Origin of the sequence: Paraburkholderia sp. RL18-085-BIA-A, assembly GCF_046027075.1 — a bacterium.
GTDB lineage: Bacteria > Pseudomonadota > Gammaproteobacteria > Burkholderiales > Burkholderiaceae > Paraburkholderia.
Genome location: NZ_JARESU010000002.1, coordinates 130,292 through 153,826, shown reverse-complemented (window position 1 = coordinate 153,826; position 23,535 = coordinate 130,292). Strand labels below are relative to the sequence as shown.

The window sequence follows — 23,535 nt, the reverse complement described above, 5'->3', positions numbered from 1 at the left end:
TCTGAATAGAGGACCAATCGCCCCTCTGTTCCCTCGTTTTGGCTCAGCTTCAGGCTCGTATCATGGGTTAAACCGTAGGAACAATGCAGCTTGCCGGACACGTTGCGGCTTACAAAAGCCTGCTGTTTTTATCGAAGGAAGAGATACATGTCAGTTGCGAATCGACGCGCCAGCTCGGCCAGGTTGTCCCTCGTACTCAACAAGTTGAGCGCCGCTGCAATTCCCGCGAGGCGTGAAGCAACCACGGCCGAGCCGATGCCACAAGGATGGTTCGACGAAGAGGTCGGTTACATCGGCGAAACGCCGGCGGGTGCTCGCTTCCCGGCTCACAGTCACCGCGACTGACGTGGATGGACCTCACTAAAAACTCACACCGGCAAGCGCATTCTTTCGCGCCCGGGGCTTCACTCCACTGACACGCGCCATTCATGAATACTGTTCGAACTCAATTAACGGGTGATGCCGGCCATCCATGGATACATCAGCCACTGGGACTCGCGACGCTGCTCCGTGAAGCGACCGCTGGGAACGATCTGACGCAGCTGGGCGAACTGCTGCTCGAGCACGTCAAGCACCATGACGACCCCTACGCTCTGCTCGATTTGTCGCTTGTACTCCAAATGAAGTATCAGAAGGAGGCCGCTCTCGCGGTTCAGCAGCAAGCGTTTCAAATGACCAGGCATTATCGATTGAAGAGTGCCCAGACGACCCAGTCTCTCTTGAAGGTGCTGGTACTCAAGGCTCCGGGCGATCTGATGGCGAACACGCCTTTTGAATGCCTGCTTGAAAACGCCGACCTGCAGATAGAAGTCCTCTATGCCGATGCGCGGCCTCTGGAGGACGCAGGCTTGCCCGAGCACGACGTTATTTTCGTGGCGGCATGTGCGTCGGATGAAACCGCTGGTGTTCTTGCCCAAATTACGTCACTGACCGGCGGGACGGCCTGCCGCGTGCTAAACCGGGCCGAACACGTTGCGAAGACAATGCGCGACGCCGCCTACGCTCTGCTGGGCACTGCCCCTGGTATCTATATGGCCCACACGGTGCGGTTGTCCCGCGAGCAGGTCAGCGAAGCGGCCTCGGGTGCGTTCAATTTATCCGATGTGCTGGACGGAAACTATCCGTTCATCATCCGGCCGATAGGGTCGCACGCCGGACAAGGGCTGGCAAAGGTGTCCGATAAACAGGAGCTCGGCCGTTACCTGGCTGAGTCGGCTGCGACGGAATACTACATGGCACCCTTCATCGACTACAGCAGCGCCGACGGCCTGTTTCGCAAATACCGGATCGTGATGATCGAGGGCAAGCCCTTCGTGTGCCATATGGGCATCTCAAAAGAATGGATGGTTCACTACCCTTATGCGGAGATGTTGGCCCATCCCGATCGGAGAGAGGAAGAAGCGCGCCTGATGGCGCACTTTGACACCGAATTTGCGGTGCGTCACCGCGAGGCGCTTCACAACGTCGCCGAGTTGACGGGTCTCGACTACGTGGGATTCGATTGCGCCGAAACGAGCGATGGCCGCCTGCTCATATTCGAGATCGCGACGGGCATGGTCGTGCACGACATGGACGACCCGAACCTCTTTCCTTACAAGATTCCACAAATTCGGCGGGTCGCTGACGCCTTTCATGAAATGCTGCGCCGCGCGGCTGCGCACGCATGATCAATCCAACGGCTGGCCTTGGAGGCATAGTGAAGTCCAATGCACTGAATTTCTCCGGTGGTCCCGGAGCGCTCCCCGAAACGGTGTTGGAGCAGACGCGCGTCGCGATCGACGCTTTGCCGGAAACCGGCATCTCCGTACTCGGCATGAGCCATCGTTCAGACTGGTTCCGTTCAATACTGGACGAAGCCGAATTAAATTTGCGTGCTCTGCTTGGCATTTCCGACGACTACGCCATTACCTTCCAGCAGGGAGGCAGTAGTCTGCAGTTCGCGATGGTCCCGATGAATTTTGCCGGGGAAGGGTTCGCGCCGCCTGAATACGTGACGTCGGGCTACTGGAGCGGCCGGGCGACATCGGAGGCGGCCAAGGTGACCAGCAGAAAAGTTGCGTGGGACGGCCACGCGACTAGCTACCGTCAATTGCCCGCTCTCAACGAACTGGACATTTCCAGCTCCGCTGCCTATTTGCACTACGTGTCGAACGAGACCGTGGAAGGTCTGCAATTTCCGGTTTGCGAAGAGGCTACACAGGTGCCGCTGATTGCGGACATGTCGTCCGATTTTCTGTCGAAGCCGATCCGGCCAGACGCATACTCGATGATCTATGCGCATGCCCAGAAGAATCTCGGTCCCGCTGGGGTGACGGTGGCGGTAGTCAAGCGTTCGCTTCTTGAGCGTATCCCCGACGGATTGCCGGCAATCCTCGATTTTCGCACCCATGTGACGCATGGTTCCAACTACAACACGCCGCCTGTGTTCGCGATCTATGTGCTGACGTTGATTACGCGCTGGCTGCGCTTCGATGTTGGCGGTCTGCACTCGATGCAAAGCATCAATGAAAGAAAGGCGCGGCGGCTGTACGACACGCTGGACGCATTGGAGGGGGGCGTGACCATTCACGCGGACCGTCGCTGGCGTTCGCAGATGAACGTGGCTTTTACATTCGGCGATTCGCGGCTCGACGATGAGTTTGTCGTGGCGGCTCGTGAGCGGGGCATCGTTGGACTCGAAGGGCACCGTTCAATTGGCGGTCTGCGGGCGTCTCTTTACAACGCTGTTACAGAGCAGGCCGTGAACATTCTGGCGAACGCACTAACGGAATTCAGTCTGCAAAGGGTTTGAGCAGGAACAGTCGTTCTCACGTTGACGCATAGGGCGATTCGAAGGCAAGACCGGTCGTCGCCTACTACCTTTAGCCTGCGAGTCTGCGGACGAAGGGAAATGACGGGTGGCAGGCGGCTGACACTTGAGCCGTCTTTGCCTTTGCCTTTGCCTTTGCCTTTGCGGCAGACGGCGACGGTGGGGTTATTGCGAATGCCGCTCACAGTGCGCGTGCGCTTCGCCTTGATCTCTTCACCCGTCAGAAGTGGGCTCACAAGGATGGATCGACCGGAAATTCCCCGGCCAAAACAAAAAGCCCGGTCAGCTTTCGCTAACCGGGCTTCGGAATGCTTTGGTGGGGCGTGAGTGACTCGAACACTCGACCTACGGATTAAGAGTCCGCTGCTCTACCAACTGAGCTAACGCCCCCAACAGAAGCGAAATTATGCAGTAACTTGCCGGGCTTGCCAAGTCCCTTTAGCAGATTTCTTAAAAATATTCGCTCGGAAGGCCCCGAGCCACCCCTCCACAGACGCGCAACCGCGAAAAAGCCGCATCGCGCAGCGTGCCGGTATCATGTCGCGGACACCTCGCCGCGCGAAGCGTCGCGCAGCTTTCGACCGGGAACTGCCATGGATGACAATGAGATTATCGAGTTACTCGACCGCATTCTCGCGCCATGGGTCCGGGCTCTCACGCTGACACCGGTCAAGGTCGACGAAGAAAGCGCGACGCTGCGGCTACCGTTTTCCGGAGGCCTGCGCCATTCGGGCGGCGTGATCTGCGGTCAGGTGTTCATGGCGGCCGCCGACACCGCGATGATCGTCGCCATTTCGGCCGCGCTCGGCGGCTTCAAGCCGATGAGCACGGTGTCGCTGAACATCAACTTCATGCGCGCAGTGCGCAAGGGCGACGTGCTGATCACCGCGCGCGTGCTGCGCATGGGCCGCAACCTGGTGTTCGGCGAAGTCGAATTGTTCGACGAAACCGGCAACATGGCCGTCCACGCCACCACCACATACGCGTTGCTCGACTGAAGCGGGCGGCAGCGGCCTCGGAGGAAGTACCCAAGATGTTCGATCAGGTCGTATTCGCCGGCGGCGGCAATCGCTGCTGGTGGCAGGCGGGTTTCTGGGACGTGGTGCAGCCGGAGCTGCATATCCGTCCGCGTGTGATCACCGGCATTTCGGCCGGCGCCGCCACCGCGTGCATGCTCTACACGCGCGATTCCGACTGGGTGATGCGCTATTACCAGGACGCGCTACGCCACAACACCCGCAACGCCTACTGGGGCAACCTGCTGCGCGGCGAGTCGGTGTTTCCGCACTACCGGATCTATCGGCAGGCGCTACTCGACATCTACGGCGAGAAGTTTTCGACGCTGGCCGACGCGCCGGAAATCCGCATCGGCGTGTCGCATCTGCCGCGCTGGCTCGGCGCGCGCAGCGCAGTCGCCGCGGGCCTGATCGCGTACAACATCGAAAAATACGTGCGCAAGACATTGCATCCGACGCTCGGGCAAACGCTCGGTTTCCATCCGGAATTCGTGCGCGCGCAGGATTGCGCGAGCGTCGAGGATCTTGCCGATCTGATCCTGCAATCGTCGAGTACGCCGCCGTTCACGCCGGTTCTGCGGCGCAACGGTCGGCCCGTGCTCGACGGCGGCATGGTCGACAACGTGCCGGTCGGCGCGCTCGACGCCGATGCGCCCGGCAACGTGCTGGTGATGGTCACGCGCCTCTACCCGCGGCCGCAGATGTTCGTCGTGCCGCACGGCGTGCAGCAACGGCTCTATGTGCAGCCGTCGCGCAAGGTGCCGATTTCGAGCTGGGATTACACAAGTCCTTCGCAGATGGTGCATGCGTATAACCTCGGCCGCGCCGACGGCGAGAGCTTCCTCGAGCGCATACCTGATTTGCTGGAAGCTGGCGCGCACGAAGCGCGCTGAAGTGAGTCGCGGCGCGGGCTTGCGGCAACAATGCGCGGCTCGCGAGCCGCGCGCAAGATCAACAGCAACCCGGACCGCAACTAAACAAGGCACGGAAGTCGGCGCATCGGATGGCTTGCGCAATTCAATCGCGCCCAGCAAGCCATCACCCAAAGTTACCGCCGACGCCCACCCTGCAACGCTTCCGGATTTGCCACGCTGGCCGTGTCGCCGGCGTCGAAGGCCAGAATGTTCTTGAACGCCGCGGTGAAATACTGCTCATAGCTCTCGCGCTCCACATAGCCGATGTGCGGCGTGCAGATCACGTTTTCCATCCGCAGCAGGCTATAGCCCTGCAGGATCGGCTCGCTTTCGTAGACGTCGATCGCCACCATCCCCGGACGGTTGTGCGATAGCGCGTTCACCAGCGCGCTATCGTCGAGCAGTTCGGCCCGGCTCGTGTTGACGAGCAACGCGGTCGGCTTCATGCGCATCAGGTCTTCCTGCTTGACGATGCCACGCGTGTCGTCGTGCAGGCGCAGGTGCAGCGACAGCACGTCACTCTGTTCGAACAGCGCTTCGCGGCTCTCGGCTACGCCGTAGCCGTCAGCGCGAGCGGCTTCGCGTGAATGCTCGCGGCCCCAGACCAGCACGTTCATGCCGAACGCCTTGCCATACCCGGCGACCAGGCGCCCGATCTTGCCGTAACCCCAAATTCCCAGCGTTTGACCGCGCAACACCTGGCCCAAGCCGAAATTTGGCGGCAGCGCTGAAGTCTTCAGCCCGGACTGCTGCCAGGCGCCTTGCTTAAGGTTAGCTACGTATTGCGGAATGCGGCGCTGCGCCGCCATGATGAGAGCCCAGGTCAACTCGGCCGGCGCGAACGGCGAGCCACTGCCTTCCAGCACGGCGATTCCGCGCTCGGTACAGGCAGGCAGGTCGATGTGGCTGGACACCTTGCCGGTCTGGCTGATCATGCGCAAACGCGGCAATTTGTCGAGCAGTTGTGAATTAATACGTGTACGTTCGCGAATCAGGACGAGCGCATCGACTTCGGAAAGACGGCTTGCCAGTTGGCCCAGACCGCGGACCGTATTGTTGAAAACTTTGACTTCCTGGTCGGCCAGCAATTGAAAGCAGTCGAGCTTACGAACGGCGTCCTGGTAATCGTCGAGGATGGCAATCTTCATGGTATGTGTCTTGCGAGGCACCATAGCGGTGCGCAACGGAGTGTTATGCTGACTGTCCCATCATGTGCCTTAGGTCACATGCCGGTCTGGTTGGATGCCTTACCGTAGAAGCTGCCGCGAAGTACGGCAGCACCACGTAATGGCAAATTGACATCGTTTTTAACAGTTTGTTGCGTGTTGAGGCAAGCCGCTTTACAGACGGTTGCAGAAGCCCCGTCAGCAGGGCGCCTCCACCCGGCAAGCTGTATGGCCCAGGTTGACCTGCGCAATTGCGCGACGGGGTAATGAACCTCGGCGCGATGAATTGAACGCCTCTCGCATGCAGCGTCGCCGGGCTTGTGCCGTTTTTCCATTGCTTTCAAACGGAGACAAGTCGATGAATCATCCCTCATTCGAAGGACAGGCCACCATTGAGCCGCCCGCGTGGGTCAAGCACCGAAAACTGATCGACTGGGTTCGTCGGGTCGCCGCGATGACCAAGCCGGACAAGGTCGTCTGGTGCGACGGCTCGCAGGAGGAATACGACCGCCTTTGCGCGCAGATGGTCGAAGCGGGCACCCTCAAGAAACTCAATCCGGCAAAACGTCCCAACTCTTACCTGGCATGGTCCGATCCGTCCGATGTGGCGCGCGTCGAAGACCGCACCTTCATCTGCTCGCAGCGCGCGGAAGACGCCGGCCCTACCAACAACTGGGTTGCCCCGGCTGAAATGCGCTCCACGCTCGACGGTCTGTTCGACGGCGCGATGCGCGGCCGCACGATGTATGTCGTCCCGTTTTCGATGGGCCCGCTCGGCTCGCCGATCGCGCATATCGGCGTCGAGCTGAGCGACAGCCCCTACGTGGCGACCAACATGCGCATCATGACGCGCATGGGCCGCGAGGTGTACGACGTGCTGGGCGACGACGGCGAGTTTGTGCCGTGCGTCCATTCGGTGGGCGCGCCGCTCGCGGCAGGCGAGCAGGACGTGCCGTGGCCGTGCAACAAAACCAAATATATCGTCCATTTTCCCGAATCGCGCGAAATCTGGAGCTACGGTTCGGGCTACGGTGGTAATGCGCTGCTCGGCAAGAAGTGCTTCGCGTTGCGTATCGCGTCGACCATGGGCCGCGCCGAGGGCTGGCTCGCCGAACATATGCTGATTCTCGGCGTGACGTCGCCGGAAGGGCGTAAGCATCACGTCGCGGCGGCTTTCCCTTCGGCGTGCGGCAAGACCAACTTCGCGATGCTGATTCCGCCGGAAGGCCTGAACGGCTGGAAAATCTCCACTATCGGCGACGATATTGCCTGGATCAAACCGGGCCAGGACGGTCGCCTGTACGCGATCAATCCCGAAGCCGGTTATTTCGGCGTCGCGCCGGGCACGAGCGAGAAAACCAATTTCAACGCGATGGCGACGCTGAAGGAAAACGTGATCTTCACGAACGTCGCGCTGACGGACGACGGTGACGTCTGGTGGGAAGGCATGACCGACGAACCGCCCGCGCACCTGATCGACTGGCAAGGGAAGGACTGGACGCCGGCCGCCTCGAAGGAGAGCGGGCGCAAGGCCGCGCACCCGAACGCGCGCTTCACGGCGCCGGCTTCGCAATGTCCGTCGATCGATGCCGACTGGGAAAATCCGGTGGGCGTGGCGATCGACGCGTTCATCTTCGGCGGCCGCCGTTCCACCACCGTGCCGCTCGTCACGGAAGCGCGCAACTGGGTCGAGGGCGTCTACATGGCGGCGACCATGGGCTCCGAGACTACCGCCGCCGCGGCCGGCCAGCAGGGCGTGGTGCGCCGCGATCCGTTCGCGATGCTGCCGTTCTGCGGCTACAACATGAGCGACTACTTCGGCCACTGGCTGAAAACGGGCGAGCGTCTGCAAAAACTGAACGCGAAGCTGCCGAAAATCTTCTGCGTCAACTGGTTCCGTAAGGGCGAGGACGGCAAGTTCGTCTGGCCGGGCTTCGGCGAGAACATGCGCGTGTTGAGCTGGATGGTCGGCCGGATTGATGGCACGGCTCAAGGCGAAGAACATGCGTTCGGCGTGTCGCCGCACTACGAGGACATCGACTGGAGCGGCCTGGATTTCAGCCGCGAGCAATTCCAGCAGGTGATCTCTGTCGACGACGCGGCCTGGCGCGATGAACTCGCCCTGCATGCCGAGCTTTTTGACACATTGCAACAAGGTCTGCCGCCGGCTTTGACGCAGGCCAAACGCACGCTCGAAGGAAAGCTCGCCGCTTAGCATGTGATCATTCACTTTGCAGAAAGCCGCCTCCGGGCGGCTTTTTTGTGATCTATCCCGATTCAGCGATTTTTGCTAGTTCCGCAATGCCGGAGCGACCTTTACATCTGTTCGAACAAAAAACACAGTTCAAGGTGCACTGCGGCAGATTGTTTCTATTTTCGGAACAATCGGCGATCCTGCTCCGCATTGGGCAATAGAGTTGCACGGAAATTGGCAATATTTCGAGTTTCGCGGGCAACTTCTGCACGATTTTGCGAGTCGTAGGAGAATTCCAAGTTCGCTTCACTGGTTTTCACTAATTGTCAGGAAGCAGTAAAACGGCAGGAGTTGTCCTATGGATCATTTGCAGTCGATGCGAGTTTTCGTCAAAGTGGCGGATCTCGGCAGTTTTGCCCGTGCTGCGAGCGCGATGGATATTTCCAATGCGGTCGCCACCCGTCACGTTGCGGACCTCGAAGGCCGTCTTGGTACGCGGCTGCTCAATCGCACAACCCGCAGCTTGTCCCTGACCGAATCCGGCCAGGTCTATCTCGAGCGCGCGCGCCAGATTCTCGACGAACTGGAAGACGTCGAACAGATGGTGGTCGCACGCAATCACGAACCCGTCGGCACGTTGCGAATCGTCGCGCCCGTCGTGTTCGGCTTGCATAACCTCGCCCCCGTGCTTCAAACGTACGCGGAGCGCTATCCGAAAGTGATCCCGGATGTCACGCTGGTGGACCGCCAGGTCGATCTCGTCGAAGAAGGTTTCGACGTGGGCGTCGTGATTGCGCGGCAAATGCGCAGCGCAAGCATCGTCACGCGGCGTCTTACCACCGGTTGCATGACCGTGTGCGCGACGCCGGCTTATCTGGAGACGCACGGTATGCCGGCGCGTCCCGAGGACCTGCTGGAGCATCCGTGTCTGAGCCTGCCGTCCGAGTACTGGGGTGACGAGCGTGTGTTCACGGGCCCGGAAGGCGAAGTGCGCGTGCGTCCGTCGAACGTGATCGTCGCGAACAACACGGAAATGTTGCGGCAATTCGCATTGCTCGGCATGGGCATCGCGATTCTGCCGAGCTACCTGATCGGCCGTGACATGACGCGCGGCAGGCTCGTGCGCCTGCTCGGCGATTACCGCTTGCCGCAGGTCGAGATCAACATTGCGTATCCGAGCCGCCGTCACTTGCCGGCGAAGGTGCGCACGTTCATCGATCATCTGGTCGAACATTTCAGCCAGACGCCGAATAGCCTGCTTGGCGAGCAATGGATCAAGGACGGCCTCGAACGGCCCGCCGCATCGGCGGCGTTCGATTCCGCCGGCGCCGTCATGCCGCCGGAAGCGTTCGACGGCGCCGAGCCACTGTCGCGGCTGCTGGATAGCGAGTTGTCTCCGGTGCCGAAGACTCTGGCAAAGACGACGAATCGTGCCCGGCCGACGGCTTTGTCGCCGCTATAAATGCTGGGTTGAGCGGCGCGGCAATGCCGTCGTGGGTGTTCCCGCCGGCCGATATGAAAAAGGCGCAATCACTTCACGTGATGCGCCTTTTTTCTCGGCAAGTGCAAATGAAGCGGGCCGGAAACGAATCGCCTTCCAGCCCGACCCCTCGAATTACGAGCCGGTTTTGCGCGCCACCGCTTTCTTCGCGGGGGCTTTCTTGGCTGCCGCGGTCTTGGTCGCTGGCGCCTTCTTGGCTGCCGCCTTTTTGGCTGCCGGCGTGGCCTTCACCGCCACCGTCGTTTCTCCGTCTTCCGGCTCTGCTGCAGCCTGTGCAGCCGACTTGGCCGCCGCGGTCTTTGCGGCAGTCTTGGCGGACGGCTCCTTCTTCTCGAATTCGAAGCCGATCTTGCCGTCGTTCTGCTTGACGAGGAATGCCTTGAAGTTGCGGCCCGTGCGCGACGACTTGAAGTTGGTCAGCAGATCCGTGCGGCCATCTTCCAGCAGCTTGGCCATCTGCTCGCGAGCAATCTCCTGCTGCAGGATCACCTTGCCGGAACGGAAGTCGCACGTCTTCGGATTGGCGACCGAGTTCTCGCAGACGTAGCTCATGCCGTGTTCGAACACGCGGCCCTTGCACTTCGGACACGCGCCCACCGATTGCTGATCCGAGAAGTCAGGCGGTTCGCCGTCTTCACCGCCCGCATCCTGGCCGAAGTCGAACTCGAGCTTGTAGTTCTTGATCTCGTCGTCGAACGAAAGCTTCAGGATTGCCGAGAACGGCCGGCCCATCTTGCTGCGGAAACCCGACAGCGGCCCGATCGTCTTGTTCTGCAGCAGTTCTTCGACTTCCGGAATTTCGAACTGGCGTCCGCCCGGAATCTTCGAAATCGAGAACTCGCATTTCGAGCAGGCGAAACGCCGGTAGTTTTCCTTCACCTGACCGCCGCAATTCGGGCACGGCGTCTGCAACGTCGCGTAATCGCCCGGGATCGTGTCGGAATCGTATTCCTTCGCGCGCTTGACGATGGTTTGCGTCATGCGGGCGATTTCCTGCATGAACGCGTCGCGCGGCAGGTTGCCGCGTTCCATTTGCGAAAGCTTGTATTCCCACTCGCCGGTCAATTCCGGCGCGGTCAGCTCCTTCACGCCGAGGCCGCGCAACAGCGTCATCAACTGGAACGCCTTGGCGGTCGGAATCAGATCGCGGCCTTCGCGGATCAGATACTTTTCACCGAGCAGACCTTCGATGATGGCGGCACGCGTGGCTGGTGTGCCGAGACCCTTGGCCGCCATCGCTTCGCGCAACTCGTCGTCTTCGACGAGCTTGCCTGCGCCTTCCATCGCCGACAGCAAGGTCGCTTCGTTGTAGCGTGCGGGCGGCTTGGTCACCAGTTGCTGGGCGGCGATCTTGTCGGTCTTGACCTTCTCGTCCTTCTGTACCGGCACGAGGTTCGCGTCTTCGCCGCTAATTTCGCGGCCGTAGATCTGCAGCCAGCCCGGCTCGACCAGCACCTTGCCTTCGGTCTTGAAGTGATGGCGGACCACTTCCGTGATCCGTGTCGTCACGCGGAATTCGGCGGCCGGGAAGAACACCGACAGGAAACGCTTCACGACGAGGTCGTACAGCTTCTGTTCCGGCTCGGACAGATTCTTCGGCGCCTGCAGCGTCGGGATGATTGCAAAGTGGTCGCTGATCTTCGAATTGTCGAAGATACGCTTGTTCGGCTTCACCCAGCCCTTGTCGAGCACCTGCTTGGCAAACGGCAGATAGTTGTTGCTCTCCTTGAGCATGCCGAGCGTCTGCTTGACCGTATCCATATAGTCTTCCGGCAGCGCGCGAGCGTCGGTCCGGGGATAGGTCAGCACCTTGTGCTTTTCATACAGCGCCTGGGCAAGACCCAACGTGTTCTTCGCCGAAAAGCCGAAGCGGCCATTGGCCTCGCGCTGCAAGCTGGTCAGATCGAACAGCGCCGGCGAGAGTTGCGTGGACGGCTTCGATTCTTCCGTGACCGTGCCGATCTGGCCGCGACAAGCGGCGACGATCGTTTCGGCCGCGGGTAGCGCCCACAGCCGCGAGTCGCGCTTTTCCGGATCGAACTCGTCGCGCTTGAACTTCGGGTCGAACCAGCGTCCTTCGTAAAAACCGGCGGCGCAGACGAATTCCGCTTTGACTTCCCAGTAATCGCGCGGCACGAAGCGGCGAATCTTCTCCTCGCGCTCGACGACGATCGACAGCGTCGGCGTTTGCACCCGGCCGACCGTGGTCAGGAAGAAGCCGCCGCCCTTGCTGTTGAACGCGGTCATCGCCCGCGTGCCGTTGATGCCGACCAGCCAGTCCGCTTCCGAGCGGCAGCGCGCCGCATCGGCGAGCGGCTGCATTTCTTCGTCGCTGCGCAGACGGGCGAAGCCATCGCGGATCGCACCCGCCGTCATCGACTGCAGCCACAGACGCTGCACAGGCTGTTTGGCTTTGGCGTGCTGCGCGATCAGACGGAAAATCAGCTCGCCCTCGCGCCCCGCGTCGCATGCGTTGATCAGGCGGTCGATGTCTTTACGCTTGAGCAGCTTGGTCAACACCTTCAGGCGCGACTCGCTCTTGGCGATCGGATTCAGATCGAAATGCGGCGGGATGACGGGCAGATTGGCGAAACTCCACTTGCCGCGTTTGACTTCATAGTCTTCGGGCGCGGCGATTTCCAGCAGGTGGCCGACTGCCGAGGAAAGGACGTAGTCGTCGCTTTCGTAGTATTCGTCATGCTTGGTAAAGCCGCCCAAAGCGCGCGCGATGTCGTTCGCGACGGAAGGCTTTTCGGCGATGATCAGTGCTTTGGACATGACTCGATGTGAGGTAGGTAAATCCGGGTTGATGGCCTTGAGTGCGCCAAATTAGCGCGCGACCCTCGTTTGCGACCTTTGCGACCCATTGACGACCGCTTTATAGCACACGGCGCGAAGGCGGCGTGTCAAGTGCGATAAAAGCGCGCCATCATAAGTGCGCGCTCTGCCATTGGGCAAGTTGCGGAGAACACGCGGTGCATCGCTCCCAACACGTGTTTGCCGCGGGGCTCGCGCGCCGACGGTATCGCGTTCAGACGACCGTCAGCGCGGGCCGCAGCTTGGGCGCGCCGGTGATGCCAGGCACGGCCGTCAGGTCCGACAACATCCGCTCCACAATCGACGCCTGTGGCAAAACGGTGCCGAAAAAACGTGTCGTCACCGAGTCTTCGATCAGGATAGTCGGGAAATTCTCGACATCCAGATCGTCGAAGCGGTCTGCATGGGTTTCGATATCAATCCATGCGAAACAGATTTCCGGATGCCGGTCGGCCAGTTTGTCGAAGGCTTCCCGATATTCACGACAGGTCCCGCACCAGTCCGCGCACAGGCAGGCAACGAACAGCGTTTCGGGTTCGTTGACGCGCTCGGCGATCCGGTCTTGGTCGGTGTCGAGATTCAGCGCGGGCATGTGGTGGGTTCCTTGCGTACTTTGTCAGGTGCTTTGGCGCGAATGTAGCATGGCCGATCCCGAATGGTGGTCAACCCTGATCAAGGCGGGGTCGGCTGTGGGTGGCCCGCATGAAGCGGCCGCCGGGCAGCACGCTTATCTGGCCGGCAAGTTCCAGTTGCAGCAACGTGGTTTGCAGGGCCGCGTCCTCCATCTCGGTGCGCGTGGCGAGAATTTCAAGCGTGGTGGGCGAGTGGCCGAGCGCTGCGAGGAGTCGCTGCGCTTCTGAGTTGACTGGCTTGGCGGGTGGCGCGGGCAGCGGCGCTTCTGTTTCTGCGAAGGCCGCTGTGGCTTCCGCCGTTGCTCGCGTGGCTACAACCTCTGGCGATTCCAGCCGAGTCTCGGTTGCTATTTGCACCGTAGTTGAGCCAACCGCAGCCGCTGATCGCGTGAGAGTTGCGCCCGAGTCCGTTGCGACCGTTCCGCACGAGTGCGTAGTTGCCAGGTTCGGCTGGACCATTGGCAAAGTTTCGACCGACCGTGCATTCCGCAAATCGAGGCCGTCCCACGCAACGGTTTGCTTCGACTCCGGCGCCGCACGGACCGCCGACCGCCTTGCAAAGCCCAGTTCCTCCAACACCTCGTCCGGCGTCTCCACCAGCTTTGCCCCCTGCTTGATGATCCGATGACACCCCCGCGACAGCGGCGCGTGAATCGAGCCGGGCAACGCGAAAATATCGCGTCCCATTTCGTTGGCGAGCCGCGCGGTGATCAGCGAGCCGGAGCGCATCGCCGCTTCGACGATCACCACGCCACTGACCAGCCCAGCGATCAAGCGATTTCGTTGCGGAAAATTGGCGGCGCGCGCGGGCGTGCCGAGCGGCCATTCCGAGACAATGGCGCCCTGCACCGCAATCTGCCGCGCCAGAGCATGATGCGCCGCCGGATAGACGAGGTCCGCGCCGGTGCCGATCACGGCGACCGTGCCACCGAAGCCTTCCAGCCCGCCCCGATGCGCAGCGCCGTCGATGCCGAGCGCGAGCCCGGACACGATGGTGACGCCCGCCGCCGACAGTTCGCGCGCGAAACGTTCCGCGTCCTCGACGCCTTGCGGCGTCGCGCTGCGGCTGCCCACCAGCGCGACTGCTCTCGTATGCAAAAGATCGAGGCGGCCCTTTATATATAGCAGCGGCGGCGGGTCGAGCATGGTCAGCAGCGCGGGCGGGTACGCGGGGTCATCGAGCGTCACGACCTGATTGCCGGGCAGCTCGCGCCACGCAATCACGGTGTCGAGCCGGCTGTCAAATTCGGGGCCCGTCGGCGCCAGCACAGCGCGCGCAGCGGCTTCGCCGGCGATTTCGGCTAGCGCTTCCGGCGATTGCCTGAAAATCGCCTCCGGAAGTCCAAAAGCGCTCAGCATCAAGCGCAGCGCCGCCGGTTTCAACCCCGGCGCGAGCGACAGCCGCAGCCAGGCGGCGAGTTCGATATCGGTTGCGGGCAAGGTGTGCATTGCGAGTCGCTCCTCCTCAGGGCCAGCGGGTAGGCGGGCACCATGCTAAAATTTTCATCATCCGAAATAACTGCAGCGCCGCGCCCACCCGCGCGGGCTCGTCGTTTAGCGCAGGGGGCGCGTTGAATCGAACCGGTTCGACGCCATCTATCCTCTGCGCAATGCGGCGGGCTCACAACCTGGCCGAAAGGCCAACGTGAATCCTCCAACGGTCAGCGGCGCCGCAAATCACACTCAAAATCATGGCTTTACTGAACATCCTCAATTACCCGGACAAGCGCTTGCACAAGATTGCGAAGCCGGTTGAAACGGTCAACGACCGCATCCGCCGTCTCGTCGCGGACATGGCCGAGACCATGTATGCGGCACCCGGTGTGGGCCTCGCCGCCACCCAGGTGGACGTGCACGAACGGGTGATCGTGATCGACGTATCGGACACGCACGACCAGCTGCTCACCTTCATCAATCCAGAAATCATCTGGTCGAGCGATGAGAGGAAGCTCTCGGAAGAGGGCTGCCTCTCCGTGCCGGGCATCTACGACAACGTGGAGCGCGCCGAGAAAGTGCGCGTGCGGGCGCTGAACGGGAAGGGCGAAACCTTCGAGATGGATTGCGAGGGATTGCTCGCTGTGTGCATTCAGCACGAGATGGACCACCTGATGGGCCGCGTGTTCGTCGAGTACCTCTCGTCGCTGAAGCAGACGCGCATCAAGAGCAAGATGAAGAAGCTCGCCCACGCGATGTAATGCGCGTCCACCTCGTCTACCGTCCCCGTTCATGAGTCATTCGTTGCGCGTCATTTTTGCCGGCACGCCGGAGTTCGCCGCTGCCGCGCTGGCCGCGATTCACCGTGCCGGTTTTCCGGTGCCGCTCGTGCTGACTCAGCCGGACCGGCCCGCTGGACGCGGCATGAAATTGCAGGCAAGCCCGGTCAAGCGCTATGCGCAGGAGCATGGGCTGGCGGTCGCGCAGCCACCTTCGCTGCGCCGCGCCGGCAAATATCCGGCGGAAGCCGCCGCCGCGATCGATCAGCTTTGCGCCACGCCGCATGACGTGATGGTGGTCGCGGCCTACGGGCTGATTCTGCCGCAGGAAGTGCTCGATATTGCGCCGTCTGGCTGCATCAACATTCACGCGTCGTTGCTGCCGCGCTGGCGCGGCGCGGCGCCGATCCATCGCGCGATCGAAGCGGGTGACGCGGAAACCGGCATCACGCTGATGCAGATGGACGTCGGCCTCGATACTGGCGCGATGATCTCCGAAGCGCGCACGCGCATTGCCGACGACGACACCACGGCCTCGTTGCACGACCGTCTCGCGCAAGACGGCGCGAGGCTAATCGTCGAAGCACTGATCGAACTCGAGCGTAACGGCAAGCTGGCCTCCACCCCGCAACCGGCGGACGGCGTGACGTACGCGGAAAAGATCGGCAAGCAGGAAGCCGTGCTCGACTGGCGCCGCCCGGCTGCGCTGCTCGCGCGCCAGGTGCGGGCGTTCGACCCGTTTCCCGGCGGAGTTGGCACGCTCGAAGACGGCAGTTCGATCAAGATCTGGGCTGCGGTCACCGCCGATGCTCAAGCCGGCAGCGCGCCCGGCACGATTACCGAAGTCTCTCCCGAGGGCGTGGTCGTTGCCTGTGGCGAAGGTGCGTTGCGTCTTACGCAACTGCAGAAACCCGGTGGCAAGCGCCTGCCGGTGCGCGAATTCCTGGCCGGTTCGTCGCTCGTCGCGGGCCAGCGTTTCCAACTTCCTGAAGCAAAATAACAGTCTGCGAACGCCTCGAACATCCGCCGTTCGGCCGATGTTCGAGACCACGCCGCGACTCTGCCGCGCGTTAGAATCGCCTATGCAACGGCACAGTTTCCGAGGTTCTCAATGTTCGGCATTACCCATTTCGAGTTTTTTGTCGTCGCGGTCTTTCTTCTGAACGTGACGCCCGGTCCGGATACGGCTTATATCGTCGGACGCAGCGTCGCTCAGGGCCGTGGCGCGGGCTTGATGTCCGCACTCGGCATCTCGGCGGGTTGCTGTGTGCATTCGCTTGCGTGCGCGTTTGGGTTGACCGCGCTGCTCGCGGCGTCGGCCACGGCGTTTACCGTCATCAAATTCGCCGGCGCCATTTATCTGATCTATCTGGGCACGCGCCTGATTTTCGCCAAACCCGCAGCCGCTGCGGCGGTGGGCGAAGCGCGCGCAGCGGGCGCGCCCAAGTCGCTGAAGCAGCTGTTCCTGCAAGGGTTCTGGACCAATGTGCTGAATCCCAAGGTCGTGCTGTTCTTCGTCTCGTTCTTCCCGCAATTCGTGACGACCGGCAGCGATCAGAAAGCGCTCGCATTCCTCACGCTCGGCGCGGTGTTCGTGGCCATGAGCATGCTCTGGAACAGCTTTGTCGCGTGGATCGCGGGCAGTGTGACGCAGCGCTTTTCCGGCAAGCCTTCGGTGAAGAAGTGGCTGGACCGCGGCGTTGGCAGCGCGTTCGTCGGCCTGGGTATCAAGCTCGCCACTGCGTCAAGATGATTGAATTATCCTCACCTGCCCATATCTAACGTTTTGCTTACAATCGGGCGCCGCGACCGCGCGGCGCAGATATGAAGCCCGCGCTTAAGGCAAGGAGTTGCAGACATGTTCAATTGGGTCAAAACCGCGATGTTGATGGCCGCGATCACGGCCCTTTTCATCGTGATCGGCGGGATGATTGGTGGGTCGCGAGGCATGATGATCGCGCTCGTGATCGCCCTTGGGATGAATTTCTTCTCGTACTGGTTTTCGGACAAGATGGTGCTGCGCATGTACAACGCGCAGGAAGTCGACGAAAACAGCGCGCCGCAGTTTTACCGCATGGTGCGGGAGCTCGCCACGCGAGCGAATCTGCCGATGCCGCGCGTCTACCTGATCAACGAAGACGCGCCGAACGCGTTCGCCACCGGGCGCAATCCGGAGCATGCGGCGGTCGCTGCCACAACCGGTATTCTTCGTGTGCTGTCGGAGCGCGAAATGCGCGGGGTAATGGCGCACGAGCTGGCGCACGTGAAGCACCGCGATATTCTGATCTCAACCGTTTCGGCCACTATGGCCGGCGCCATTTCCGCGTTGGCGAATTTCGCGATGTTCTTTGGCGGCCGCGACGAAAACGGCCGTCCGGCGAATCCGATCGCCAGCATTGCGGTCGCGTTGTTGGCACCGATCGCCGGTGCGCTGATTCAGATGGCGATTTCGCGTGCGCGTGAATTCGAAGCCGATCGTGGCGGCGCGCAGATTTCCGGCGATCCGCAAGCGCTCGCTTCGGCGCTCGACAAGATCCATCGCTACGCGAGCGGGATTCCGTTTCCTGTGGCCGAGCAGCATCCGGCTACCGCGCAGATGATGATCATGAATCCGCTGTCGGGCGGCGGCATCGCGAATCTGTTCTCGACGCACCCGGCTACTGAAGAACGCATTGCGCGATTGATGGAAATGGCGCGCACGGGGCGCTTCGAATAAGCCCGCGCGGTGCGCGTGGAGTGATGAAGGCGGGTCTGCGGGCCCGCCTTTTTATTTCCGGCAACGGGATTGCGTGCGAGCGTTGTCGAAGACAGCTGACTTCAAGAAAAAGCTTCGACTGGTGGCCACGAGGCTTGCGGACTTCTTACCTGGCGACGCCGCTGGCCTGTGCCATCAGGCAATCCGCCGTTGCCAGTCCTGGCCGCGTTGTGCCGGCCGCCGATTCGCCCACACAGCGCCGTCACCTGCCCGCCGCCACCCACGGCGGCACCCGCCCAGCGCCACGCTACAATGTGCGCTGATTGTGTCGCGCGCACCGTGCGGCCTGCCTTTGCCTCTTTCATGACTTCAAAGCCTTCTTCGCGTTCTGCCTCCCCAATGGCGCGTCCGCGCGAATCTCGTTTGTCGACGCTGCATCTCGCGCCCGAATCGCTCGGTTTTGCGCTCGACTGCGCAGCGCAAGCTGTCGGCGCCGTGCGCCTCGGCGCGGCTTTGCCGGCCGCGCTGCAATCCGTGTTCGTGTCCGCGCCTGAAGGGAGCGCCGCCGCCGCGCGCGGCGCGGTGCAAGACATCGCGTATCGCACGATGCGGCGTCTGGCCGTCGCCGAATGGCTGATCTCGAAGCTGGTGAAGAAGGCGCCGCCGCCGCACGTCGGTCATGTGCTCGCCTGCTCGCTCGCGCTGCTGGTCGACGAGGAAGCGAGCGCCGCGTACACGCCGTTCACGGTGGTCGATCAGGCGGTGAGCGCGATCGGCGCGCGTCGCGAATTCGCGTTCGCCAAGGGGCTCGTCAATGCGGTGCTGCGCAATTTCCTGCGGGAGCGCGAGACGCTGCTGAACGCCGCGCAAGCCGACGAAGTCGCGCGCTGGAACTATCCGGCATGGTGGATCGACGCGGTGAAACGGGCATGGCCCGACGCGTGGCAAGCGGTGCTAGCGTCCGGCAACACGCAAGGTCCGCTCACGTTACGCGTGAACGCCCGCCGCTCGACGGTCGACGCCTACCTGCAAGTGCTGCAAAACCATCACATTCCGGCGGGCAAAGCAGGCGACTACGCCGTCAGGCTCGACACGCCGATGCCAGTGGACCGCATTCCCGGCTTCAACGACGGCGTCGTCTCGGTGCAGGACGCCGGCGCGCAACTCGCCGCGCAACTGCTCGGCGTGCGTGACGGCATGCGCGTGCTCGACGCGTGCGCGGCGCCCGGCGGCAAGACCGGGCATCTGCTCGAACTCGCCAATCTGCAGCTCGTCGCGCTCGAAAGCGATGCGTCGCGCGCGCGGCGCATCGGCGAAAACCTGCAGCGGCTTCAGCTCGCGGCGGAAGTCCGGATCGGCGACGCGGGCGCGCCGGCGAAATGGCACGACGACATCGACCAGCCGTTCGACCGCATCCTCGCCGACGTCCCGTGTTCGGCGTCGGGCATCGTGCGCCGTCATCCCGATATTCGCTGGCTGCGCCGCGCGTCGGACATTCCCGCGCTGGTCGCCGAGCAACGTCGCATCCTCGACGCGCTTTGGCCGCTCCTGAAACCAGGCGGCGAGTTGCTTTACGTTACGTGTTCGATCTTTCCCGAAGAAGGCGAGTTGCAGGCGCACTGGTTTGGAAACAAGTATCAGGATGCGGTACGATTGGACGCGCCGGGGCAACTTTTACCTTCGGTCGCTCGCGCGCCCGCCGATACATCGGCCGGTTCCCATGCCGGACAACCCGCTGAAGACAGCGCCGGTGCGAACTCAGACCACGACGGATTTTTCTACGCGCGCTTTCAGAAACGGTGACCATCAAACGCTTTTTCCCGCTTCGGCTCGCTGCCGTGCTCTGGATTGCGCTGGCCGTATGGCTGGCGGCGCCGGGCGCGGCGCATGCTGACTCGATCGCGGTGCAGCGGGCGTCGCTGCAGGCCGACAACAACGGCTGGAGTCTCGACGCGCGTTTCGATTTCGAACTCAACAGCAACCTCGAAGATGCGGTCAACAAAGGTATTCCGCTTTATTTCACGACCGACTTCGAGTTGAGCCGGCCGCGCTGGTACTGGTTCGACGAGCAGCCGGTGAGCGTGTCGCAGAGCATCCGCCTGTCGTTTCAGCCGCTGACACGTGAATACCGCGTGTCGAGTGTGTCGTCGGGCGGTTTGCAGCTTGGTTTCACTACCCTCAAAGATGCGCTCGCGGTGATCAAGCACGTCACGTCATGGCATGTGATCGACCGCAACCAGGTGCGGGTCGGCGAGACCTACAACGCGTCGGTGCGCATGCAGCTCGACATCGCGCTGATGCCCAAGCCGTTCCAGATCGACGCGGTGAACAACCGCGACTGGAATCTCGCCTCCGAATGGAAGCGCTTTACCTTCACGGCGACCGAACGTGCTAAATAAAGTGCGCTCAACCACCAGTGTCACCAGCATCGTCGTGCGCGTGCTGGTGTCGACGGTCGCGGTCACGGCCGTGTTGCTGCTCGTGCTGCTGGCCGCCGCCAGCGCCAATACCGAATTCTTCGACCGCTATTACCAGTGGCTGTACGCGTCCAATGTCGCAGTCGCGATGATCTTCCTGTTGGTGGTGGCGACGCTCGTCATCATCATCATCGCGCGGCTGCGCAAGGGTAAGTTCGGCACGCGGCTATTGGCGAAACTCGCGTTCTTCATGGCGCTGGTCGGCGTGGTGCCGGGCGGGATCATTTACGTGGTCTCGTATCAGTTCGTGTCGCGCAGTATCGAATCGTGGTTCGACGTGAACGTCGAAACGGCGCTTACGTCCGGCCTGAATCTCGGGCGCGGCATGCTCGACGCGTCGCTGTCCGATCTGCAGACCAAGGGCCGCCTGATGTCCGAGCAGATCGCCAGCGCGGATGCCGCCGGCACCACGCTCACGCTGTTGCGTTTGCGCGATCAGTTCGGCGTGCAGGACGCGCTCATCGTCGAGCCGACGCGCAGCATGTCGGGCGCGACACCCGAAATGCACGTGGTCGCGCAAGCGTCCAGCAATTACGCGACGCTCTTGCCGAACGACTTGCCCACGCCGCTGATGATCGATCAGGCGCGTGGCCGCGGCTATGCGGCGATCGAAGGCGAAGTGGACGGCGATCCGCACGCGCACGGCGGCAAGGGTGCGCTGCGCCTGCGGGTCGTGCAGCGCATTCCGGATTCGAACGCGGCGCTGCTGCAACCCACCGAACGCTTCCTGCAACTCACGCAGCCGGTGTCGCCCTCGCTCGCGCGTAATGCAGACGCGGTGCAGCGCGCTTATCGCGAGTATCAGGAGAAGGCGCTTGGGCGTACCGGTTTGCGCAAGATGTACATCGGCACGCTGACGCTCGCGCTGTTCCTCGCCACCTTCATCGCGATGATGCTGGCGCTCGCGCTCGGCAATCAGCTGGCGCGGCCGCTGTTCCTCCTCGCGCAAGGCACCAAGGAAATTACCGAAGGCGACTACACGCCGAAGCGCGAAATCAAATCGCGCGACGAACTGGGCTTTCTCACTCAGTCGTTCAACGCGATGACGCGGCAGTTGTCCGAAGCGCGCGCGGCGGTCGAGAACAACCGCATCGCGCTCGAACATTCGAAGGCGTATCTGGAAAGCATCCTCGCGAATCTGACCGCCGGCGTGTTCGTGTTCGACCGGCAGTTCAGGCTCACCACTGCGAATCGCGGCGCCGAGCGCATTTTCCGTCAGCCGTTCCAGACCGTGCTCGCCTCGTCGCTCGATCAGATCGGCGCGCTGAGCGAATTCGGCGGCATGGTCCGCAAGGCGTTTGCCGATCGCGAGGCGGCGAGCGGCGACGGTCACGACGATCGCGGCCACTGGCAGCAGCAGTTCTCGATTCAGGTGCCGGGCGAAACCGAACCGCTCACGTTGCTCGTGCGCGGCGCGCGGCTCGTTTCGGCGACGGACCGCGACGCGGAAGACATGCAGACTTCCGGCTACGTCGTCGTGTTCGACGATATTTCCGACGTGATCTCCGCGCAGCGTTCGATTGCCTGGGGCGAAGTCGCGCGGCGTCTCGCGCACGAGATCAAGAACCCGCTCACGCCGATCCAGCTCTCCGCCGAACGTCTGCAAATGAAGCTCGCCGACAAGCTCGCGCCATCCGACGCCGACGTATTGAAGCGCGGCGCGACCACGATCGTGAACCAGGTCGCCGCAATGAAGCAGATGGTCGACAATTTCCGCGACTACGCGCGCACGCCGCCGGCCGTGCTCGCGCATCTGCAACTGAACGATCTCGTCAGCGAGGTGCTCACGCTGTACGGTATCGAAGAAGGTAAAGGCGCGATCCAGGTGGAGCTTGCCGAGTTGCCGGCGATTCGCGGCGACGCGACGCAATTGCGTCAGGTGATTCACAACCTGCTGCAGAACGCGCAGGATGCGGTTGCCGAGGTCGAGCATCCGCGTGTGTTGCTCGAGACGAGGACAGTAGAATACGGAGACCCCGACGCGGAAGGCAAGGTACACGTCGCGGTGCGTCTGACAGTGTCGGATAACGGACCCGGGTTCCCCGCGCGTATCCTCACACGCGCATTCGAACCTTATGTAACGACCAAAGCCAAAGGTACGGGCTTGGGTCTTGCGATGGTCAAGAAGATCGTCGACGAACATGGCGCGCGCATCGACATTCGCAATCGTATGAAAGCGGGCGACGTGATCGAGGGCGCGCAGATTTCGATCCTCTTCCTTCAACTGGCGGACGATGCCGCGGCACCTGGTGCAGGGCCGCGACCGGCGCACGGCGGTAGTGCGTCGCAAGGAAAGACAAAAGCAACAGTGCAGACAAGGGCAGCGTAAATGGCAACCATCCTGGTGGTAGATGATGAAATGGGCATCCGGGAATTGCTCTCGGAGATCCTGAGCGACGAGGGGCATGTCGTGGAGGCCGCTGAAAATGCGCAGGAGGCGCGCGAGTTCCGCTTGCGTCAGGCACCGGACCTCGTGCTGCTCGACATCTGGATGCCCGACACCGACGGCGTGACCTTGCTCAAGGAGTGGGCCGCGCAAGGGCAATTGACCATGCCGGTGATCATGATGTCCGGCCACGCGACCATCGACACGGCGGTTGAAGCCACCAAGATCGGTGCGCTCAATTTCCTTGAGAAACCGATTGCGTTGCAGAAGCTGCTGAAGGCTGTCGAGCAGGGTCTCGCGCGCGGCAACTCGGCGGGTGTGCCGGGCGGTGCGGCGGCCAAGCCGGTGTTGCCGGTAAGCGCATCGGCGGTGGCCTCGGCTGCCGCGTTGCCGATGCTGTCGACCGATGGCATGGGCAGCGGCGCACTGGCTGCGCAAACGGCATCGATCTCGTTCGACATTCCGCTGCGTGATGCGCGCGACGCGTTCGAGCGCGCGTACTTCGAATATCACCTCGCGCGCGAGAACGGCAGCATGACGCGCGTCGCGGAGAAGACCGGGCTGGAGCGCACGCATCTGTATCGCAAGCTCAAGCAACTCGGTGTCGATCTGGGTAAGAACAAAGGGGAGTGAGCGCGACGATGTCCGTGCGAGCGCGGGCTCCGCGCTGCACGTCCTATGCGCTCACCCTGGCTCGATAACTTTTTTCGCGGAG

The 23,535-nt window shown here is 62.2% G+C and carries 19 protein-coding genes and 1 tRNA gene; 15 read left to right on the top strand and 5 right to left on the bottom strand.

Features of this window, described 5'->3' with window-relative positions:
• Nucleotides 1–147: 147 nt before the first annotated feature.
• The 3 genes from P0D89_RS02100 (at nucleotide 148) to serC (ending at nucleotide 2,791) form a co-directional block, all read left to right on the top strand.
• The gene (locus tag P0D89_RS02100; protein WP_408362230.1) at nucleotides 148–345 is read left to right on the top strand and encodes a hypothetical protein; all 198 of its coding nucleotides are present in this window, start codon (nucleotides 148–150) and stop codon (nucleotides 343–345) included.
• Between the two features lie 83 nt (nucleotides 346–428).
• On the top strand, nucleotides 429–1,667 hold the full coding sequence (locus tag P0D89_RS02095; protein WP_408362231.1) for an ATP-grasp domain-containing protein: 1,239 nt from the start codon (nucleotides 429–431) through the stop codon (nucleotides 1,665–1,667).
• Between the two features lie 29 nt (nucleotides 1,668–1,696).
• Nucleotides 1,697–2,791: a 3-phosphoserine/phosphohydroxythreonine transaminase gene (serC, locus tag P0D89_RS02090; protein WP_408362232.1), complete on the top strand. Its 1,095-nt coding sequence runs from the start codon at nucleotides 1,697–1,699 to the stop codon at nucleotides 2,789–2,791.
• A gap of 332 nt (nucleotides 2,792–3,123) precedes the next feature.
• Here serC and P0D89_RS02085 read toward each other — a convergent pair.
• Nucleotides 3,124–3,199: transfer RNA gene (locus P0D89_RS02085), tRNA-Lys, on the bottom strand.
• Nucleotides 3,200–3,402: 203 nt separating this feature from the next.
• Here P0D89_RS02085 and P0D89_RS02080 point away from each other — a divergent pair.
• Both P0D89_RS02080 and P0D89_RS02075 read left to right on the top strand, forming a co-directional pair.
• Nucleotides 3,403–3,807 carry a PaaI family thioesterase gene (locus P0D89_RS02080; RefSeq protein ID WP_408356523.1) on the top strand — a complete coding sequence of 135 codons (405 nt, stop codon included), beginning with the start codon at nucleotides 3,403–3,405 and terminating at the stop codon, nucleotides 3,805–3,807.
• A 35-nt stretch (nucleotides 3,808–3,842) separates the two neighbouring features.
• Nucleotides 3,843–4,718: a patatin-like phospholipase family protein gene (locus P0D89_RS02075; RefSeq protein WP_408356525.1), complete on the top strand. Its 876-nt coding sequence runs from the start codon at nucleotides 3,843–3,845 to the stop codon at nucleotides 4,716–4,718.
• 155 nt (nucleotides 4,719–4,873) lie between these two features.
• Here the strand turns inward: P0D89_RS02075 and P0D89_RS02070 are convergent, their stop codons facing one another.
• Nucleotides 4,874–5,887, bottom strand: a complete 1,014-nt coding sequence (locus tag P0D89_RS02070; protein ID WP_408356527.1) for a D-2-hydroxyacid dehydrogenase family protein — start codon at nucleotides 5,885–5,887, stop codon at nucleotides 4,874–4,876.
• A gap of 376 nt (nucleotides 5,888–6,263) precedes the next feature.
• On the opposite strand from P0D89_RS02070, the gene P0D89_RS02065 reads away from it, so the two are divergent.
• Together P0D89_RS02065 and P0D89_RS02060 are read left to right on the top strand one after the other, a co-directional pair.
• Entirely contained in the window at nucleotides 6,264–8,120 is a 1,857-nt protein-coding gene (locus tag P0D89_RS02065) for a phosphoenolpyruvate carboxykinase (GTP) (RefSeq protein ID WP_408356529.1), read from the top strand.
• A 337-nt stretch (nucleotides 8,121–8,457) separates the two neighbouring features.
• On the top strand, nucleotides 8,458–9,561 hold the full coding sequence (locus tag P0D89_RS02060; RefSeq protein WP_408356531.1) for a LysR family transcriptional regulator: 1,104 nt from the start codon (nucleotides 8,458–8,460) through the stop codon (nucleotides 9,559–9,561).
• A gap of 153 nt (nucleotides 9,562–9,714) precedes the next feature.
• Here the strand turns inward: P0D89_RS02060 and P0D89_RS02055 are convergent, their stop codons facing one another.
• The 3 genes from P0D89_RS02055 to dprA form a co-directional block, all read right to left on the bottom strand.
• Nucleotides 9,715–12,378, bottom strand: a complete 2,664-nt coding sequence (locus tag P0D89_RS02055; protein ID WP_408376067.1) for a DNA topoisomerase III — start codon at nucleotides 12,376–12,378, stop codon at nucleotides 9,715–9,717.
• A gap of 253 nt (nucleotides 12,379–12,631) precedes the next feature.
• Nucleotides 12,632–13,009: a thioredoxin family protein gene (locus P0D89_RS02050; RefSeq protein WP_408356535.1), complete on the bottom strand. Its 378-nt coding sequence runs from the start codon at nucleotides 13,007–13,009 to the stop codon at nucleotides 12,632–12,634.
• A 70-nt stretch (nucleotides 13,010–13,079) separates the two neighbouring features.
• Nucleotides 13,080–14,498, bottom strand: coding sequence for a DNA-processing protein DprA (gene dprA / locus P0D89_RS02045; protein WP_408356537.1), 1,419 nt, complete (start codon nucleotides 14,496–14,498; stop codon nucleotides 13,080–13,082).
• Between the two features lie 242 nt (nucleotides 14,499–14,740).
• Here dprA and def point away from each other — a divergent pair, with 242 nt between their 5' ends.
• From def to esaR, 8 genes are all read left to right on the top strand, one after another.
• Nucleotides 14,741–15,244 carry a peptide deformylase gene (gene def / locus P0D89_RS02040; RefSeq protein WP_408356539.1) on the top strand — a complete coding sequence of 168 codons (504 nt, stop codon included), beginning with the start codon at nucleotides 14,741–14,743 and terminating at the stop codon, nucleotides 15,242–15,244.
• 31 nt (nucleotides 15,245–15,275) lie between these two features.
• Nucleotides 15,276–16,262 (top strand): methionyl-tRNA formyltransferase, encoded by a 987-nt coding sequence (gene fmt, locus P0D89_RS02035; RefSeq protein WP_408356541.1) that lies wholly within the window; start codon nucleotides 15,276–15,278, stop codon nucleotides 16,260–16,262.
• A gap of 111 nt (nucleotides 16,263–16,373) precedes the next feature.
• Nucleotides 16,374–17,015 carry a LysE family translocator gene (locus tag P0D89_RS02030; protein ID WP_408356543.1) on the top strand — a complete coding sequence of 214 codons (642 nt, stop codon included), beginning with the start codon at nucleotides 16,374–16,376 and terminating at the stop codon, nucleotides 17,013–17,015.
• Between the two features lie 105 nt (nucleotides 17,016–17,120).
• Nucleotides 17,121–17,978, top strand: a complete 858-nt coding sequence (gene htpX / locus P0D89_RS02025) for a zinc metalloprotease HtpX (RefSeq protein ID WP_408356545.1) — start codon at nucleotides 17,121–17,123, stop codon at nucleotides 17,976–17,978.
• A 342-nt stretch (nucleotides 17,979–18,320) separates the two neighbouring features.
• Complete coding sequence (gene rsmB / locus P0D89_RS02020; protein ID WP_408356547.1) at nucleotides 18,321–19,760, top strand: 16S rRNA (cytosine(967)-C(5))-methyltransferase RsmB; 1,440 nt, start codon at nucleotides 18,321–18,323, stop codon at nucleotides 19,758–19,760.
• Nucleotides 19,757–20,356, top strand: coding sequence for a DUF4390 domain-containing protein (locus P0D89_RS02015; RefSeq protein WP_408356549.1), 600 nt, complete (start codon nucleotides 19,757–19,759; stop codon nucleotides 20,354–20,356). The genes rsmB and P0D89_RS02015 overlap by 4 nt, the downstream gene beginning before the upstream one ends.
• Nucleotides 20,346–22,763 carry a sensor histidine kinase gene (locus P0D89_RS02010; RefSeq protein ID WP_408356551.1) on the top strand — a complete coding sequence of 806 codons (2,418 nt, stop codon included), beginning with the start codon at nucleotides 20,346–20,348 and terminating at the stop codon, nucleotides 22,761–22,763. Before P0D89_RS02015 ends, P0D89_RS02010 begins: the two co-directional genes overlap by 11 nt.
• Nucleotides 22,764–23,453 carry a response regulator transcription factor EsaR gene (gene esaR, locus P0D89_RS02005; RefSeq protein ID WP_149670163.1) on the top strand — a complete coding sequence of 230 codons (690 nt, stop codon included), beginning with the start codon at nucleotides 22,764–22,766 and terminating at the stop codon, nucleotides 23,451–23,453. It abuts the gene before it with no gap.
• Nucleotides 23,454–23,535 lie beyond the last annotated feature (82 nt).